The organism is Sphingopyxis sp. OPL5 (genome assembly GCF_003797775.2).
Classification (GTDB): Bacteria; Pseudomonadota; Alphaproteobacteria; order Sphingomonadales; family Sphingomonadaceae; genus Sphingopyxis.
The window spans coordinates 3,493,287-3,509,150 of record NZ_CP060725.1 but is presented as its reverse complement, the minus strand read 5'-3'; the positions used below and the strand labels follow the sequence as shown (position 1 = coordinate 3,509,150).

Sequence of the window (15,864 nt, the reverse complement as noted above, 5' to 3'; positions counted from 1 at the left end):
ACTATGGCGACAATTCGCCGGGGGGCTTTTCGATGCAAGACGATCTGATCGACCGCATCTACGAATGTTCGGTGGTGCCCGAGGCTTGGCCTGCGGTGCTCGACGATGTCGCTGCGCTGGCGGGATCCACCGGCGGTTTGCTGTTTTCGGCGCGCAAGGCACTGAACTGGACGGCGTCGGACAGCGTCGCCGAGGCGTTCGATGCCTATGTCCACGACGGCTGGTTCGGCAAATGCAGCCGCCGCGTCTGCCTGATGAGCCAGGAGGCGCCCTCCTTCTTCGTCGAATATGATTTCTGGAGCGAAGAGGAGCTGAGCGCCGATCCGGTATATCGCGACTTTTTTCGCCCGCGCGGGCTCGGCTGGTCGGCGGGGACCGGGCTGCAGCTGCCGACCGGCGACAATATCGTGTTCAGCGTCGAGCGCGCGTTCGACGGCGGACCGATCGAGCCCGAGAATGTCGCGCGGCTCAATGGGCTCCGCCCGCATATCGCGCGCAGCGCGCTGGTCAGCGCGCGCTTGCAGCTGAAGCGCGCCGAGGGGGCGACCGAGGCGCTGGCGGCGCTGCGCCTGCCCGCGCTGCTGCTCCACGCGAACGGCGACGTCGCCGAGGCGAGCCCGCTGGTCGACGAGCTCGGCGGCCATCTCGTCTGGGGCGCGATGGGGCGGTTGCGGCTGGCCGACAAACAGGCCGACACGATGCTGGCCGAGGCGCTCGCGGCGCTGGGCAGCGATGCCGGCGACCGGGTGCGATCCTTTCCGATCCGCGATTTCGCGGGCGATCCCGAACTGGTCGCGCATGTCGTCCCGGTACGGCGCAGCGCGCACGACGTGTTCGGCGATTCCTATGCGTTGTTGCTGCTGATCCCGGTCGCATCGGAGCGCGCGCCGTCGGCGACGCTGATGAAGTCGCTGTTCGACCTGACCCCGTCGGAGGCCCGCGTCGCGAGGGGCATCGCGGGCGGCGAGACCCCCGAGGCGATCGCCGCCGACGGCGACGTCGCGATCAGCACCGTGCGCACCCAGCTGCGCCGGGTCCTCGAAAAGACCGGCTGCGCGCGGCAGGCCGATCTGGCGTCGCTGCTGGCGCGGATCGGCGCGACGACACCCGGCTGAATATTTCGCTCCATCCTCCATATGGAGGATGCGGGACGGGTCCGGGGTAGCGATAAGGTGCGCAACTGCCGGCCCTTCTGCGACCCTGGGTTGTCAGTCAGCGGCACCCTTGCAGCGATGCGGGGGTGCCGCTTTGCGTTTCGGCGATGGGTTTTGGGACAATCTTTCCCCGCCCTTCCCTCGCTTGTCGGATTAACTTACAGTTTACCATAAGTCCGTCGCGCCGAATCCCCGATTTGCGCCACTGGCACGGCTCTTGCTGGATAAATGGTGATGCTGAAAAAAATCGGACGCCTGTTCGTCATCAAAACCAAGCTCGAGGCTTGCCTCATCATCTACGCGCTCGGGGTCGGGGCGATGGCGCGCGGGATGATCTATCTCCACGAATATCCGGGGTTCGGCGGCAAATTGCTGCTCGTCGCGTGCAGCGGGTCGGTGTTCCTCGCCGGCGCCAAGATTTTCGATTGCCTGCGCTACGAGCGCGCCGAGAAGGCGGCCGCCCCCGTCCCCCAGCCGGGCTGAGGCGCCCGCGGACTTTCGCGCGTCACCAAAAGCTGCCAAGGCTGGGGCCATGAGCAGGATCAGCGGCGCCCCCACCCTCAGCATGGAACATGTGTACGGCCTGACGCTGCGCGTCGCGCGCTGGCGCGTCGGCGCGGGCGAGACGCCCTTGCTGTTCCTCAACGGGATCGGCGCCGATATCGCCGCGGCGGCACCGCTGCTGGCGCAGCTTCACGACCGCGAGGTCTGGACGCTCGACATGCCGGGCGTCGGCGGGTCGCCCGATGCGCTGCTGCCTTATGGCGCCCCGACGATGGCCGCGATCCTGATCGAGATCGCCGATCGCTTCGGCCACAAGACGATCGACATCGCCGGCTTCAGCTGGGGTGGTGCAATGGCGCAGCAGGTCGCGGTGCAATTCCCCGGTCGCATCCGGCGGATGGTGCTGATGGCGACGACCCCGGCCGTGTCGGCGCCGGGCATCGGCTGGGCGGCGCTGCTCGACGACGACATGCTCGCGAGCGGGCTCAAGCTGCCGACCGCGACCCCGCTCGGCCTGGCCTATCAGAGCATGGCGATGGCGGGCTGGACGAGCGCGGCGATGCTGCCGACGCTGAAGAGCATCCCGACATTGGTGCTGATGGGCGAGCAGGACGGGGTCGTACCCGCGTGCCACGGCCAGTTGATCGCCGAACTGATCGACGGCGCGCTGCTCGAAGTGGTGCAGGGGTCGCACATGTTCCCCTTTACCCATGCGGCGAAGATCGCCGGACGGATCAGCGACTTTCTGGACGCGCCGGCGGGGCAACAAGCCGCCGCTTGAGGAAATCGGCGATCGCCGCGGCGGTCTCGTCGGGCGCTTCCTCCATCGGCAGGTGGCCGATGCCGTCGAGCAGCACGACCTCCGACCCCGGCAGGCGTTCGTGGAAACTCTGCGCCGCACTCGGATTGATCAGCCGGTCCTCCTTGCCGAACAGGATCAGCGTCAGCGCCTTGATGTCGCCGATACGGTCGGCCATCGCAGGCTCGCGGTCGAGGGTCGCGCGCAGCGAGGTCGCCTCGCGGTTGCCGGGGAAACGCAGCAACTCCCAATAGCGGTCGATCATCGCATCGTCGACGATGGCCTGCTTCGACACCGACCCGCGCAGCGATTCCTCGACCAGCGAACGCGGGGTGATCTGCGTCGCGAGCCAGCGTCCCGAACGATATTGCAGGATGCGGAAACCGATGTTCGACGGCGGGCGCTTCTCCCCCGCGCGCAGCGGCATACCGGCGGCGTCGAGCAGCAGCAGCGCGTCGACATGCTCGGGATGACCCAGCGCATAGCGCCACGCCACCCAACCGCCCATCGAATTGCCGCCGAGGGTGAAACGGTCGAGTTCGAGCTTGGCCGCGACGACGTCGACCGCCGCCATCATGCCGCTCGCACCATAATCCTTGTCGGGGGTGCTGCCGGTCAGGCCGTGGCCGGGCAGGTCGAGGGTGACGATGCGGTAATCGGCGCCGAGGCGCTTCACCAGCGGCTCCCACGTCTGGAGACTGCTGTTGGACCCGTGCAGCAGGACGATGACCGGACCGTCGCGCTTTCCCTGATCGCGGTAATGGATGGTCTGCCCCGCCGGACCGGCGGCGAAGGTCGCGCTGGGACCACCATATTTGGCGATCATCTCGGCGCGGTCGGTGTCGGGGGTGCGCAGCGCGAGGAAGGCGATGACGATCGCGAGCAGCAGCCCGAGCGGAATCAGCACCCGCTTGCGCCGCATCATGTGCCGCCGCGGCGGCGGTGCTTCATAGTCGTCGTCGTCGATCATCGCGGTCCCCCACCCTGACCCACAACGACCCTAGACCCTGTTTCAGGCATATGGAAGCGCGTGACGGAGCCGATTTTGACGCGAGGCGAGGCGCGAGGAGGGAGCGATGGTTTTCCATCGTGACCGAGGAGCAACGACGTCCTCGCGTAAAAATCGGCCCGCCGCCGGAGGCGGTCGTCCAGCGAGCCGCGCTGGGCGCGTCGCGTCGCTGGCACGGGCCCACCGGCCCGCCCTGCGCAACGCTCCTCCCCAGCACAGCTCGCTGGACGATCACGTCGCTCCCATATGCCTGAAACAGGGTCTGGCGCACCGGGGGCCGCCGTCAATGCGCCAGGCGGGCGCATCGATCGGCGGCCGATTGGATCAGTTGACGCGGGTTACCGCGCCCTTGTGCGCACCGACGCTCTTGTTGCGCGGGCGGAAGCGGCGCTTGCGCTGGCCTTCGGCGCCCTCGCCCGCCGCACCGTCGCGGCGCGGACCACGATCGCCGCCGGGCTTGGCGCCGCCACGACCGCGCATCGCATCCTGGCGCTGGCGACCCGGATCACGGCCCTGGCTGCCGGTGTCGCGCGGACCCGCAACGGGCTTGGGCAGGTTGCGGACCAGCTCGTTGAAATTCTCGGGCAGCGGCATCGGCTCGGACTTGCTCCGCGTGACGCGCTCGATATCGCGCATATACGGACGCTCATCGGGGGCGATGAAGCTGATCGCCTTGCCCTCGGCGCCGGCGCGCGCGGTGCGGCCGATGCGGTGAACATATTGTTCGGGCACGTTCGGGATTTCGAAGTTGATCACATGGCTGACGCCCGACACGTCGATGCCGCGCGCGGCAATATCGGTCGCGACGAGCAGCTTGATGTCACCCGAACGGAACGCCTGCAGCGCGTGGGTGCGCTGCGACTGGCTCTTGTTGCCATGGATCGCCATCGCCTTGATGCCGGCGCCCGCCAGATGACGCACGACGCGGTCGGCGCCATGCTTGGTGCGGGTGAAGATCAACGCGCGGTCGATATCCTCGCTGGCGACGACCGCGTGGAGCAGCGCCTGCTTTTCCTTCTGTTCGACGAAGGTCGCATATTGGCTGATCTTTTCGACCGTTGTCGCCGCCGGGGTCACCGACACCGTCACCGGATCCTCGAGGAACTGTTCGGCGAGGTGCGCGATTTCCTTGGGCATCGTCGCCGAGAAGAACAGATTCTGGCGGCGCGAGGGCAGCAGCTTTGCCACGCGGCGCAGCGAATGGATGAAGCCCATGTCCATCATCTGGTCGGCTTCGTCGAGCACGAAGATTTCGACATCGTCGAGGCGCAGCGCGCGCTGGTCGATCAGGTCGAGCAGGCGGCCCGGGGTGGCGACGAGGATGTCGACGCCGCCCGACAGGTCGCGGATCTGCTTGTTGATCGGCACGCCGCCGAACACGGTCGAGACGGTCAGCTTGGTGAAGCGGCCATAGTCGCGGCAGCTCTGCGCGATCTGCGCCGCGAGTTCGCGCGTCGGCGCGAGCACGAGCATCCGGCAGCCGCGCGGGGTCGGGCGGTGCGGATAGGTCAAAAGGTGATGGATTGAGGGCAGCGAGAAACCGGCGGTCTTGCCGGTGCCGGTCTGCGCGATGCCGCACAGATCGCGGCCCTTCATCAGCGGCGGGATCGCCTGCACCTGGATCGGGGTGGGAACGGTATAATCCTTGGCGGCAAGCGCACGGTTGATGTCGGCGTGCAGGCCAAAGTCGTTGAAAGTCGTCATAAAATACTCACTATGGGCGACGCGCAGGCGCATCCGTTCGCATCGAACGGACGGCGCACGGGCCGCGGGTTCGAAACGACCCGCGTGAAAGGGTGCCTCTGGGGACAAAGCGCTGGTCCGGCTCGTCCCGCGCCTGAAAACGGGCGGGAAAATCACGCTGCCGGGTGTTGCGGCGGGATATCCCGCCATGCTGCGCTGCACAACATATGGCATGGGTTGCGCGCTTTTGCAAGATAATTACGTTTCCGTTGTGCAGTGTTCGGCGTCGGCGAGAAAAGAGATTCGCGCAGAGGCGCAGAGAACGCAGAGATTTTGTTCGCGCGGAGACGCGGAGGGACGGAGAGACGAAGAGGGAAAATTGGCGGCTTTGCCGCCTTTTGCTCTTCTTCCTCTGCGATCTCTGCGCCTCTGCGCCTCTGCGCCTCTGCGCGAATATTCTTCTTCGCGCCTCCGCGTGAACCCTATTCCTGCCCTTGTTCTAAACCGCCCCCTTTGGCAGGTTCACCGTCAAAGCTTTGGGGGAAACCGGTTGGCCGAAAAAATCATCGTCATCGACGAGGGCACGACCTCGACCCGCACGATGCTGTTCGCCGCCGACGGCACCCCGCTGGGCAGCGCGCAGCGCGAGTTCCGGCAGCATTATCCCGGGCCCGGCCTCGTCGAGCATGACGCCGCCGAAATCTGGGAAGCGACGCTCGCCTGTACGCGGGCGATGATCAAGAAAGCGGGCGGCGCCGACCGCATCGCCGCGATCGGCATCACCAACCAGCGCGAAACCATCGTTTTCTGGGACCGCACGACCGGCGAACCGCTGGCGCCCGCGATCGTGTGGCAGGACCGGCGCACCGCGGCGGACTGCGCGGCGTTGAAAGACGCGGGGCATGAAGCGGCGGTACAGGCCAAAACCGGATTGCTGCTCGATCCCTATTTTTCGGGGAGCAAGATCGGCTGGGCGCTGAAAAACTGGCCGCAATTGAAGGAAGCCGGCGACCGGCTCGCGGTCGGGACGATCGAATCCTATCTGGTCTTTCGGCTGACCGGCGGGGTGCATGTCAGCGATGCGAGCAACGCGTCGCGCACGCTGTTGATGGACATCAACGGCGGCGGCGGCTGGGACGCGGACTTGTGCGACCTGCTCGGCGTGCCGATGAACCTGCTCCCCGAGATCACCGGATGCACGGCCAGCGTCGGCACCACCGATCCGGCGTTGTTCGGCGGCGCGATTCCGATCTGCGGCATGGCGGGCGACCAGCAGGCGGCGACGATCGGCCAGGCATGCCTGTCGCCGGGGCAGACCAAGGCGACCTTCGGCACCGGCGCCTTCATCCTGTCGGCGAGCGGGACGACGCGCCCGCAATCGAACAACCGCCTGCTCGCAACGGTGCTGGTGCAGGAAGGCGATAACCGCAGCTATGCGCTCGAAGGCTCGGTGTTCGTCGCGGGCAGCCTGATCAAATGGCTGCGCGACGGACTCGGCCTGCTCGCGAACGCGGGGGAGAGCGAGGGGCTGGCGCGATCGGTGACCGACAACGGCGGGGTCTATCTGGTCCCTGCCCTCACCGGGCTTGGCGCGCCGCACTGGCGCCCCGACGCGCTCGCCGCGATATCGGGGCTGAACTTTGCAAGCACCAAGGCGCATGTCGCGCGCGCCGCGCTCGAAGCGCAGGCCTATCAGGCGCATGATTTGAAATCGGCCTTCGCCGCCGACGGAGTCGACTGGGCAGACCTGCGCATCGACGGCGGCATGGCGGCGAACGACTGGATGGCGCAGGACCTGGCCGACATGCTCGACCTGACCGTCGAGCGCCCCGATTTCGTCGAGAGCACCGCGCTGGGCGCGGCGATGCTCGCGGCGACCGGTGCGGGGCTTTATCCCGACCTGGCGAGCGCCGCCAAGGCAATGCGCGGCACCGCGACGCGCTTCACCCCGGCGCTCGCCGCCGACAAACGCAAAACGCGCCTTGCCGGGTGGCAAAGCGCGCTTGCAAAGATTTTATCTTAACGTCGCCCCCGCGAAGGCGGGGCCGCTGTCGATGCAGCGCAAGGTTACCAGCGGCCCCCCGCCTTCGCGGGGGCGACGCCTGATCAGCGCTTGAGGGTAAGACCGCCGAAGCGCTTGTTGAACTTGGCGACCTGGCCCGCAGCGTCGAGCATGCGGCCGCTGCCGCCGGTCCACGCCGGGTGCGCGGTGGGGTCGATTTCGAGCGTCATCGTGTCGCCCTCTTTGCCCCAGGTCGAGCGCGTCTGATATTCGGTGCCATCGGTCATCTTGACCGTGATCATGTGGTAGGCGGGATGAATGTCTTTTTTCATGTCGGGCTCCTGTGCCGCTGGTTACCGACCAGCGGCTGAGTCTGTGCGTCCGGGGACGCGAAGCGGCGTCCCCTAACGGCGAACGGGTGATTTGGCAAGGGTGGTCAGTCGGCGGGCGGATCGGCGATCATCGCGGTGAACTGGCACTCGGTCGCAAGGCTGTCGCCAAGCATCGCCCGTCCCTCGAACTTGCAGATGTTGCGCTTCGCCTGGAGGATCGTGACGTGAAGGTCGAGCAGGCAACCGGGCTCGACCGGTTTCCGGAACTTCACGCCGTCGATCCCCATGAAATAGACGAGCTTGCCGGTACCGGCGAGGCCGAGCGATTCGATCGCCAGCACGCCGCCGGCCTGCGCCAGCGCCTCGACGATGAGGACGCCGGGCATGATCGGCCGGCCGGGAAAATGCCCCTGGAAAAAGGGCTCGTTCATCGTCACCGCCTTGACCGCGTGGATCGAGGTGTCGGGCACCATCGAAACCACCCGGTCGACGAGCAGCATCGGATAACGATGCGGCAACAGCGCCAGGATCCGGCGGATATCCGCCGGTCCCTTTGCGCCGTCCGTCTTTTCCCCGTCCGCCACGATCTTAGCGGGTGGTCGGCGCAGTGCCGGCCGGGGCCGGCGCGGCGGCGCCCGGCTGGGCGGCGCGGGCGGCGTCCATCAGCTGCTGGTTGCGCTGCTGGACAAGCTGGCCCGGCTGGTAGCCGGCCGGTACCGCGGTCGAGACGGCGGGCAGGATGCGGTTGAGTTCGACCACCAGCGCATCGGTGATGTCCACGCTGTCCTCACGGCGGATGACCGCATCGGGGTTGAGCAGCAGGTCGACCTTCTTGGCGGTCATCGCGGCCTTGATCGCCTCGTTCATGCGAACGCTGATCTGGTCCTCGACATAAGCGATGGCGAGGTCGACCGGGGCGCCGATCTGGCTGAGTTCGGCCTGCGCGGCCTGGCGCTTGTCCTGCACCGCCTTGGCGGCGGCCTGCAGCGCGGCCTGGTTCGGCGTCGGCTTTTTCGACTCTTCGCTATATTTGGCGACGAGGACGTTGACTTCGGCCTGCAGCGTCTGCGCGCGCGTGTTCTGATTGTCGATCACGGCCTTGTAGGTCGTTTCGATCTGACCGCTGGCGGTGGTGAAGGCGGTCGAACGCGCGGCGGCGACGCGGACGTCGGCGACGGCGACGCCCTTGGCCTGCGCAAATGCCGGAGCGGCGATCATGGGCGAAACCGACAGCGTGGCGATCGCCAGTGCCGATGCGACAAGGATTTTCTTCATTAGAATTGGGTTCCTACGTTGAATGAGAAGCGTTTGGTGTCATCACCCTCTTCTTTGCGAAGGGCGTAAGCGAAGTCGATCCGGAAGGGACCGAAAGGAGAGTTCCAGTTGACGCCCGCGCCGATCGAAACGCGCGGCATCCAGCTGTCGCCGAAGAAGCGTTCCTCGAACGGCGCGAGGTTCGAGGTCGTGCCCGTGGGGCAGGTCGTATAGGTCGTCCCGGAGACCGGCGGCGTGGTCGGATCATTGTCATGGTCGGTCGGCGGCGCCAGCGTGCCGAAGCTAGTGCCCCCGGTCGCCGAATTGCGACAGAGGTTCTTGGCCAGGCCGTCAGCCGGATCGATGAACGTCGCCAGCGTCGTCAAGGTCGGGCGCTTCACGCCGAACACCGAACCGACGTCGAGGAAGACCGACGGCCGCAGCCCCAGTTCCTTGGCGCCCGTGCCGAGCGGAATATCGACCTCAAGCCGGCCCTGATAATAAGCGCGGCCACCCAGCGCATCGTCGATCTGTCCACGGTTGGTGGTGTCGGTGACCACCTTGGGGTTGGCCGGATCGGTATTGTCGACCGAATAGCGAATGACGCGGGGGCCGACGCCGCGGATGTCGAAACCGCGCATCTGCGGTTCGCCGAGGAAGAAGCGGTCGGTCAGGCGGACCTTGTCGCTGGTCGCGGTCGGCGCGCTGCCGAACGGATAGATATACCCGCCTTCGGCCGAGACATTGAGGATGAAGCGGCTGCCAAGGTTGAAATGCTTCGACGCGTTGGCGCGGGTGCGGACATATTTGACGCTGCCGCCGAGACCCGCGAAATCCTGGCTGATCGACAGCGACTGGCCGCGCGTCGGGCGAATGCGGTTATCGCGGTCGTCATAGGCGAGCGTGAAGCCGAGCAGCGAGGTCGTGCGCTTGCCGATCGCGTCGCACAGATAACGGCCGGCAACCAGCGGATCGCACTCGTCGCCGAAATAATAGAGGGTCTTGTCGAGCGTCACATCGTCGAAGTTGAGGCTGTAGCGGCCGAACGCCGACAGATATTCGGTCAACGGCACACCGACGGTGACCTGCGCGCCGGTCGTGACCTGCTGGAAGGTCGTGCGGCGGTCGTTGTTGATGAAGTTGAACGAGTTCAGGTCGCGGCGATAGACGCTGCCGCCGATCGAGATGTTGCGGTCGAACAGATAGGGTTCGGTGAAGCCCAGTTCGATCGACTTCGAATAGCTCGAATAATTGACCGACGCCTGCAACTGCTGGCCGAGACCGCGGAAGTTGCGCTGGCGGATCGAGGCCTGGAGCAGGAAATTCTCGATCGACGAGAAACCCGCCGACAGCGACAATTCGCCGGTCGGCTTTTCCTCGACATTGGTTTCCAGGATGATGCGGTCGGGGGCGCTGCCCTCCTTGCGCTCGATCTCGAGATTTTCCTGGAAATACCCCAGGCTGTTGATGCGGTTTTCGGTGCGCTTGACGCCGAAGCTGTTGAAGGCATCGCCCTCGTTCAGGCGGAATTCGCGGCGAACCACCTTGTCCTGGGTCAGCGTGTTGCCGTTGACGTCGATGCGCTCGACGTAGGTACGCGGGCTTTCGGCGACGTTGAAGCTGATCGCCATCGTCCGCGTTTCGGGATCGCGGCGGAAATCAGGATTGATGTCGGCAAAGGCGTAGCCGAACAGGCCCGCGGTCTCGCTCAGGCTTTCGACCGTGTCCTCGACCAGCTTGGCGTCGTACCAGTCGCCTTCCTTCATCGGCAGCAGCGTCTTCAGCGTTTCCGGGCGGAAGTCGCGCAATTCGCTTTCGACGTTCACCGGGCCGAATTTATAGCGCTCGCCCTCTTCCACCACATAGGTGATGATGAAGTCCTGCTTGTTGCTCGTCAGCTCGGCGACCGCCGAAATGACGCGGAAATCGGCATAGCCGTTCGAAAGATAGAACAGGCGCAGCTTCTGCTGATCATAAGCCAGACGATCGGGGTCATAGCTGGTATTGGACGACAAAATGGTCAGCAGGCCCGATTCCTTAGTCGCCATCTCGCTCTTGAGATCGCCGTCGCTGAATTTCTCGTTGCCGATGATGTTGATCTGGCGGACCTTCGATTTCGGTCCTTCGTTGATTTCGAACACCACATCGACGCGGTTCTGGTCGAGCGACACCATCTTGGGCTCGACGGTCGCAGCGAAGCGGCCCTGGCGCTTGTAGAGTTCGATGATCCGCGCGACGTCGGCGCGGACCTTGGACCGGGTGAAGATCTGGCGCGGCGAGAGCTTGATCTCGGGCCGGATCTTGTCTTCCTTGAGGCGCTTGTTGCCCTCGAGGATCACGCGGTTGATCACCGGGTTCTCGGCGACCTGGATCGTCAGCGCGCCATTGTCGTCGCTGATCTGGAAATCCTTGAACAATTCGGTCGAGGCCAGGTCTTTCAGCGCCTGGTCGAGCATCGCGCGGTCATAGGTCTGGCCGACGCGCAGGCGCAGGTACGACAGGATCGTCTGCGCCTCGAGCCGCTGGTTGCCGGTGACGGTGATCGAACGGACCGTCGTGGCGGCCGGAACCGCCTCGGTCGAAGGGGCGGGAACGGTGGACGCCGGGACGGTCGGCGGCGGCACCGGTTGCGCGAACGCTGGCCCCGCCAGCATCGTGCCGGCAAGGAGGAGCGTCGTCAGCTGCGTCCGCGCCGAAAATTTGTGTGAAGCCACGCTGTTCATCCCGCAAAAATAACTCAAAAGCGACGAACCCGCTTGCCCACGGGTCGGCGCGCACTCCTGCACCAGTCCGCCTATCCAATCAAGCGCGCGATCCCGTCCCACAGGCCGAATGAGGCCAAATCATTGAAAGTCACGACCAGCATGAGCGTGACGATGGCCGCGAAGCCGAATCGGAACGCCCATTCCTGTGCCGCCGCCGGTGCCGGGCGCCGCCGGATCGCTTCATACGCATAGAAAAGCAGATGTCCGCCATCGAGCATGGGCAATGGCAACAGGTTGATGAACCCCAGATTGATGGACACCAGCGCGATCAGGAAGATGAACGAGTCCGGACCGAGCGTCGCCGCCTCGCCCGACACCTTCGCGATGCCGAGCGGACCGCTCATATCCTTGATCGAGCGGTTGCCGGTAAGAAACTGGATGAGGACGTCGCCCGTCTGGCTGATGATCTGGCCGGTCTGCCGCACCGCGACGATCGGCGCTTCGCTCAGCGGGACGGTCTGAAAAACGCGCTCGCCCCGCTGCTCGATGCCAATGATCGCCATCTTCACATCGTTGCCGAACGAGTCCTTCGCCTTGTACAGCCGCGGCGTCAGACGCAGCGTGCGTTCGGTCCCCGCGCGGTCGAGCCGGACATCCATCGCCTCGCCCGGCCGGTGCGCGACCGCCATCGTGATATCCATGAAAACCTCGATCGGGCGCCCGTCGATCGACAGGATGCGGTCGCCCGTACGCATACCCGCGGCTTCGGCGGGCGACCCCGCGACGATGCCGCCGGCGATCGGCGGCGTCGTGGGCGTGCCGACGAACGCCGCGAAGCCGGCGAGGATCAGGATCGCGAACAGGAAGTTGGTGACCGGCCCGGCGAGGACGATCAATGCGCGTTTCCACACCGGCTGGGCGGGAAAGGTATGCGCGCGTTCGGCGTCGGACAGCCTCTGCCAGTCGGCGTCGGGCTGGCTGACCGCATCGCGGTCGCCCGCGAACTGGACATAGCCGCCGAGCGGCAGCCAGCCGATCTTCCATTCGGTCCCACGCTTGTCGGTCCAGCCGAGGATTTTGCGCCCGAACCCGATCGAGAAGGTATCGGACTTCACCCCGCACCAGCGACCGACGATATAATGGCCATATTCGTGGACGAAGACGAGCGGGCCGAGCACCGCGAGAAATGCAACGATATAAAGCCAATATGGCACGTTAGACATGTTCGAACTGATCCACAAAATGCTGCGCGGCGGCGCGGGATGCGGCGTCGACGCTGAATATGTCCTGAAGCGACGTCGGAGCGGCGGGCGCGGAGGCATCGAGCACGCGCCGCACCGTGTCGACGATCGCGGGGAAGGAGATCCGACCGGCGAGGAAAGCAGCGACCGCCACCTCGTTCGCGGCGTTGAGCTGCGCCGGGCGCGCGCCGCCCTCGGCGATCGCGGCGCGGCACAGCGCAGTCGCGGGGAAACGCGCCTCGTCGGGCGCCTCGAAATCAAGCCGCGCAATGGTCGCGAGGTCGAGCGGCGCGCAGGGCGTCGCCATGCGGTCGGGCCAGGCGAGCGCGCTGCTGATCGGGATCCGCATGTCGGGCGAGCCGAGCTGCGCCAGCGTCGAGCAGTCGATATATTCGACGAGGCTGTGGATCACCGACTGCGGATGAACGAGGATTTCGATGCGGTCGAGCCCGACCGGGAACAGGTGATGGGCCTCGATCAGTTCGAGGCCCTTGTTCATCATCGTCGCCGAATCGACGCTGATCTTGGCGCCCATCGACCAATTGGGATGCGCGACCGCCTGCGCCGGGGTGACACGCGCCATGTCGGCGGCGCTCATCGTGCGGAACGGCCCGCCGCTGGCGGTCAGGATGATGCGGCGCACCTGGTCGATGCGGCCGCCGGCAAGGCACTGGAAGATCGCATTATGCTCGCTGTCGACCGGCAGGATCGGCGCCCCCGACGCGCGCGCGGCGGCGGTCATCAACTCGCCCGCCGATACAAGCGCTTCCTTGTTGGCGAGAGCGACCGGGGTGCCGGCCTCGAGCGCCGCCATCGTCGGGGCAAGCCCCGCGCAGCCGACGATCGCCGCCATCACGAGATCGGTAGATTGCTTTGCCGCCGCGACCAAGGCGTCGGCTCCGGCGGCGACGTCGATTCCGGTTCCGGCGAGCGCATCGCGCAGATCGGCGTAGCGCGCCTCGTCGGCGATCACCGCGATTTCGGGGCTAAACTCCCTGGCGAGCTTCGCCAACTCAGCAACGTCGCTGTTCGCGGTCAGCACGCCGACGGTCCACGCCTCGCCGTCGCGGCGCACCAGATCGAGGGTCGATTGCCCGACCGATCCCGTCGCGCCGAACAGCGAGAGGCGACGTGTCATATCAGTGCGCCGTTCGCACGATAATATCGCCGGCAAAGGCCAGCGCGCCGAGGATCAGCGCGACCGGCAACAGCCCGTCGACACGGTCGAAGACGCCGCCATGGCCGGGAATCAGCTTACCCGAATCCTTGACCCCGGCGCGGCGCTTCATCCAGCTCTGGCCGAGGTCGCCGAGTTGCGCGATCAGGCCCATGACGAGGCCGATCCACAGCGGCACCCCGATGATGCCCGCCCGGTCGCCGAGAGTCGCACCCGCGACGAGCGCCGCGATCATGCCGCCGAACAGGCCGGACCAGGTCTTCGACGGGCTGATTTTGGGCGCGAGCCGCGCGCCGCCAAAGGCGCGCCCGGCGAAATAGGCGCCGATGTCGGTCGCCCAGACCATCGCGAAAACCCACAGCGCGGCGGTCATGCCGAGCGTGTCGCGGATAAACCATAGCCCGCCGACCGCCCCGATCGTCAGCACGGGGCCGAGGACCATCAAGCCGGTCTTGGCACCAGTGCCCAGCGTCATCGCGCGCACCAGTGCGAACCATTCGACCAGCAGCAGCGCCGCCCCGACGAGCAGCAGCAGCGCAAAGGCGATCCCGCCGAACCACAGCGCCGCGCCCGCGATGGCGACCAGGATGACCGCCGATCCCGCGCGTACCATCAGGTCCGATTTCCCTGCCGCCATGCCCTATAGTCCCCCGTAACGGCGTTCGCGCCGCGCAAAATGGTCGAGCGCCGCCTGAAGGTCGGCGGGCTTGAAGTCCGGCCACAGCCGATCGGTGAAATAGAGTTCGGCATAGGCCGCCTGCCAGAGCAGGAAGTTCGACAGCCGTACCTCGCCCGAGGTGCGGATGAGCAGGTCGAGCGGCGGCATGTCGGCGGTGTCGAGATGCGCCTCGATCGCTTCCGCGGTGATCGCACCCTCGGCGGCCGCGGCGGTCGCGGCCCGCACCAGTTCGTCCTGCGCGCCATAGTTGAGCGCGACCGCAAGCGTCGTGCGCTTGTTGCCCGCGGTGCGGTCGAGCGCATTTTCGATCAGCGTGACGACGTCGGGTGCGAGCGCCCGCCAGTCGCCGATGACCTTGAGCTTCACATCGTTGGCGGCGAATTCGTCGAGGTCGCTGATGATGAAGCGCTTCATCAGCCCCATCAGGTCGGAAACCTCGTCCTCGGGGCGCTTCCAGTTTTCCGACGAGAAGGCGTAGAGGGTCAGCGCCTCCAGCCCCATGTCGCCCGCCGCGCGCACGATCGTGCGCACCGCCTCGACTCCCGCACGGTGTCCCGCGACGCGCGGCAGCAGCCGCTTCTTCGCCCAGCGACCATTGCCGTCCATGATGATGGCGACATGGCGCGCGCCGTGGTTCTGAATCGTCACAAAAACCTCAGAACCCGTTTGTGTCGAGCGAAGTCGAGACACGTGAAGTCTGGCGCAAGCGCAGCGTGTCTCGACTTCGCTCGACACAAACGGCGGAGGGGCGCAGCCTCGAAAGCACTAGCCCAGGATTTCCTTTTCCTTGGCACTCGCGGCGGCGTCGAGTTCGGCGATCGTCGCGTCGGTCAGCTTCTGCACCTCGGCTTCGTGGCGCTTGCGCTCGTCCTCGCTGATTTCCTTCTTATTCTCGTCGGCCTTCAGATTGTCCATGCCGTCGCGGCGGACGTTGCGCACCGCGACGCGGGCCTTTTCGGCATATTGGCCGGCGAGTTTCGACAATTCCTTGCGGCGTTCCTGCGTCATCTCGGGGATCGGCAGCCGCAGCGTCTGGCCGTCGACGATCGGATTGAGGCCGAGACCCGCCGAACGGATCGCCTTGTCGACCGGGCCGACGTTCGACTTGTCCCACACCTGTACCGACAGCATGCGGGCTTCGGGCGCGCTGACCGAGGCGACCTGGTTGAGCGGCATGTGGCTGCCATAGACCTCGACCGTCACCGGATCGAGCAGCGCGGTGTGCGCACGGCCGGTGCGCAGGCCCGCAAGGTCGCTCTTCAGCGATTCGACCGCGCCGTGCATGCGGCGCTCGAGATCGGCCTTGTCATATTTCGCCATCGTAA

The 15,864-nt window shown here is 66.1% G+C and carries 15 protein-coding genes; 4 read left to right on the top strand and 11 right to left on the bottom strand.

Annotated features, from left to right (window positions below):
• Positions 1-32: 32 nt before the first annotated feature.
• The 3 genes from EEB18_RS16915 (at position 33) to EEB18_RS16905 (ending at position 2,439) form a co-directional block, all read left to right on the top strand.
• Positions 33-1,115, top strand: coding sequence for a helix-turn-helix transcriptional regulator (locus EEB18_RS16915; RefSeq protein WP_187140292.1), 1,083 nt, complete (start codon positions 33-35; stop codon positions 1,113-1,115).
• A 273-nt stretch (positions 1,116-1,388) separates the two neighbouring features.
• A complete protein-coding gene (locus EEB18_RS16910) occupies positions 1,389-1,637 on the top strand; it encodes a hypothetical protein (protein ID WP_262407973.1) in 249 nt (82 codons plus the stop codon).
• A 49-nt stretch (positions 1,638-1,686) separates the two neighbouring features.
• A complete protein-coding gene (locus EEB18_RS16905) occupies positions 1,687-2,439 on the top strand; it encodes an alpha/beta fold hydrolase (protein ID WP_187140290.1) in 753 nt (250 codons plus the stop codon).
• Here EEB18_RS16905 and EEB18_RS16900 read toward each other — a convergent pair.
• Together EEB18_RS16900 and EEB18_RS16895 are read right to left on the bottom strand one after the other, a co-directional pair.
• A complete protein-coding gene (locus EEB18_RS16900; RefSeq protein ID WP_187140289.1) occupies positions 2,393-3,427 on the bottom strand; it encodes an alpha/beta fold hydrolase in 1,035 nt (344 codons plus the stop codon). The genes EEB18_RS16905 and EEB18_RS16900 overlap by 47 nt on opposite strands.
• A 363-nt stretch (positions 3,428-3,790) precedes the next feature.
• Positions 3,791-5,170, bottom strand: coding sequence for a DEAD/DEAH box helicase (locus EEB18_RS16895; protein ID WP_056346766.1), 1,380 nt, complete (start codon positions 5,168-5,170; stop codon positions 3,791-3,793).
• Between the two features lie 529 nt (positions 5,171-5,699).
• On the opposite strand from EEB18_RS16895, the gene EEB18_RS16890 reads away from it, so the two are divergent.
• Positions 5,700-7,172: a glycerol kinase gene (locus EEB18_RS16890; RefSeq protein WP_187140288.1), complete on the top strand. Its 1,473-nt coding sequence runs from the start codon at positions 5,700-5,702 to the stop codon at positions 7,170-7,172.
• 83 nt (positions 7,173-7,255) lie between these two features.
• Here EEB18_RS16890 and rpmE read toward each other — a convergent pair whose 3' ends face one another.
• The 9 genes from rpmE to frr all read right to left on the bottom strand — a co-directional run bounded on the left by rpmE (position 7,256) and on the right by frr (position 15,859).
• Positions 7,256-7,483, bottom strand: coding sequence for a 50S ribosomal protein L31 (rpmE, locus tag EEB18_RS16885; RefSeq protein ID WP_187140287.1), 228 nt, complete (start codon positions 7,481-7,483; stop codon positions 7,256-7,258).
• Between the two features lie 104 nt (positions 7,484-7,587).
• Positions 7,588-8,067, bottom strand: coding sequence for a 3-hydroxyacyl-ACP dehydratase FabZ (gene fabZ, locus EEB18_RS16880; RefSeq protein WP_187140286.1), 480 nt, complete (start codon positions 8,065-8,067; stop codon positions 7,588-7,590).
• A gap of 4 nt (positions 8,068-8,071) precedes the next feature.
• Positions 8,072-8,758 (bottom strand): OmpH family outer membrane protein, encoded by a 687-nt coding sequence (locus EEB18_RS16875; RefSeq protein ID WP_187140285.1) that lies wholly within the window; start codon positions 8,756-8,758, stop codon positions 8,072-8,074.
• Positions 8,758-11,460 (bottom strand): outer membrane protein assembly factor BamA, encoded by a 2,703-nt coding sequence (gene bamA, locus EEB18_RS16870; protein ID WP_187140284.1) that lies wholly within the window; start codon positions 11,458-11,460, stop codon positions 8,758-8,760. The genes EEB18_RS16875 and bamA overlap by 1 nt, the downstream gene beginning before the upstream one ends.
• 71 nt (positions 11,461-11,531) lie before the next feature.
• Positions 11,532-12,665 (bottom strand): RIP metalloprotease RseP, encoded by a 1,134-nt coding sequence (gene rseP / locus EEB18_RS16865; RefSeq protein WP_187140283.1) that lies wholly within the window; start codon positions 12,663-12,665, stop codon positions 11,532-11,534.
• Positions 12,658-13,821: a 1-deoxy-D-xylulose-5-phosphate reductoisomerase gene (locus EEB18_RS16860; RefSeq protein ID WP_187140282.1), complete on the bottom strand. Its 1,164-nt coding sequence runs from the start codon at positions 13,819-13,821 to the stop codon at positions 12,658-12,660. The genes rseP and EEB18_RS16860 overlap by 8 nt, the downstream gene beginning before the upstream one ends.
• Before the next feature lies 1 nt (position 13,822).
• Positions 13,823-14,497 (bottom strand): phosphatidate cytidylyltransferase, encoded by a 675-nt coding sequence (locus EEB18_RS16855; protein ID WP_056346752.1) that lies wholly within the window; start codon positions 14,495-14,497, stop codon positions 13,823-13,825.
• A gap of 3 nt (positions 14,498-14,500) precedes the next feature.
• Positions 14,501-15,187, bottom strand: a complete 687-nt coding sequence (uppS, locus tag EEB18_RS16850; protein ID WP_187140281.1) for a polyprenyl diphosphate synthase — start codon at positions 15,185-15,187, stop codon at positions 14,501-14,503.
• A gap of 117 nt (positions 15,188-15,304) precedes the next feature.
• Entirely contained in the window at positions 15,305-15,859 is a 555-nt protein-coding gene (gene frr / locus EEB18_RS16845; protein ID WP_187140280.1) for a ribosome recycling factor, read from the bottom strand.
• Positions 15,860-15,864 lie beyond the last annotated feature (5 nt).

Coding starts and splice junctions, on each gene's coding strand:
- EEB18_RS16860 (WP_187140282.1), bottom strand. CDS start 13,821: ATGACACGTCGCCTCTCGCTGTTCGGCGCGACGGGATCGGTCGGGCAA.
- EEB18_RS16905 (WP_187140290.1), top strand. CDS start 1,687: ATGAGCAGGATCAGCGGCGCCCCCACCCTCAGCATGGAACATGTGTAC.
- EEB18_RS16895 (WP_056346766.1), bottom strand. CDS start 5,170: ATGACGACTTTCAACGACTTTGGCCTGCACGCCGACATCAACCGTGCG.
- rseP (WP_187140283.1), bottom strand. CDS start 12,665: ATGTCTAACGTGCCATATTGGCTTTATATCGTTGCATTTCTCGCGGTG.
- EEB18_RS16855 (WP_056346752.1), bottom strand. CDS start 14,497: ATGGCGGCAGGGAAATCGGACCTGATGGTACGCGCGGGATCGGCGGTC.
- bamA (WP_187140284.1), bottom strand. CDS start 11,460: ATGAACAGCGTGGCTTCACACAAATTTTCGGCGCGGACGCAGCTGACG.
- EEB18_RS16915 (WP_187140292.1), top strand. CDS start 33: ATGCAAGACGATCTGATCGACCGCATCTACGAATGTTCGGTGGTGCCC.
- EEB18_RS16910 (WP_262407973.1), top strand. CDS start 1,389: ATGCTGAAAAAAATCGGACGCCTGTTCGTCATCAAAACCAAGCTCGAG.
- frr (WP_187140280.1), bottom strand. CDS start 15,859: ATGGCGAAATATGACAAGGCCGATCTCGAGCGCCGCATGCACGGCGCG.
- EEB18_RS16900 (WP_187140289.1), bottom strand. CDS start 3,427: ATGATCGACGACGACGACTATGAAGCACCGCCGCCGCGGCGGCACATG.
- EEB18_RS16875 (WP_187140285.1), bottom strand. CDS start 8,758: ATGAAGAAAATCCTTGTCGCATCGGCACTGGCGATCGCCACGCTGTCG.
- rpmE (WP_187140287.1), bottom strand. CDS start 7,483: ATGAAAAAAGACATTCATCCCGCCTACCACATGATCACGGTCAAGATG.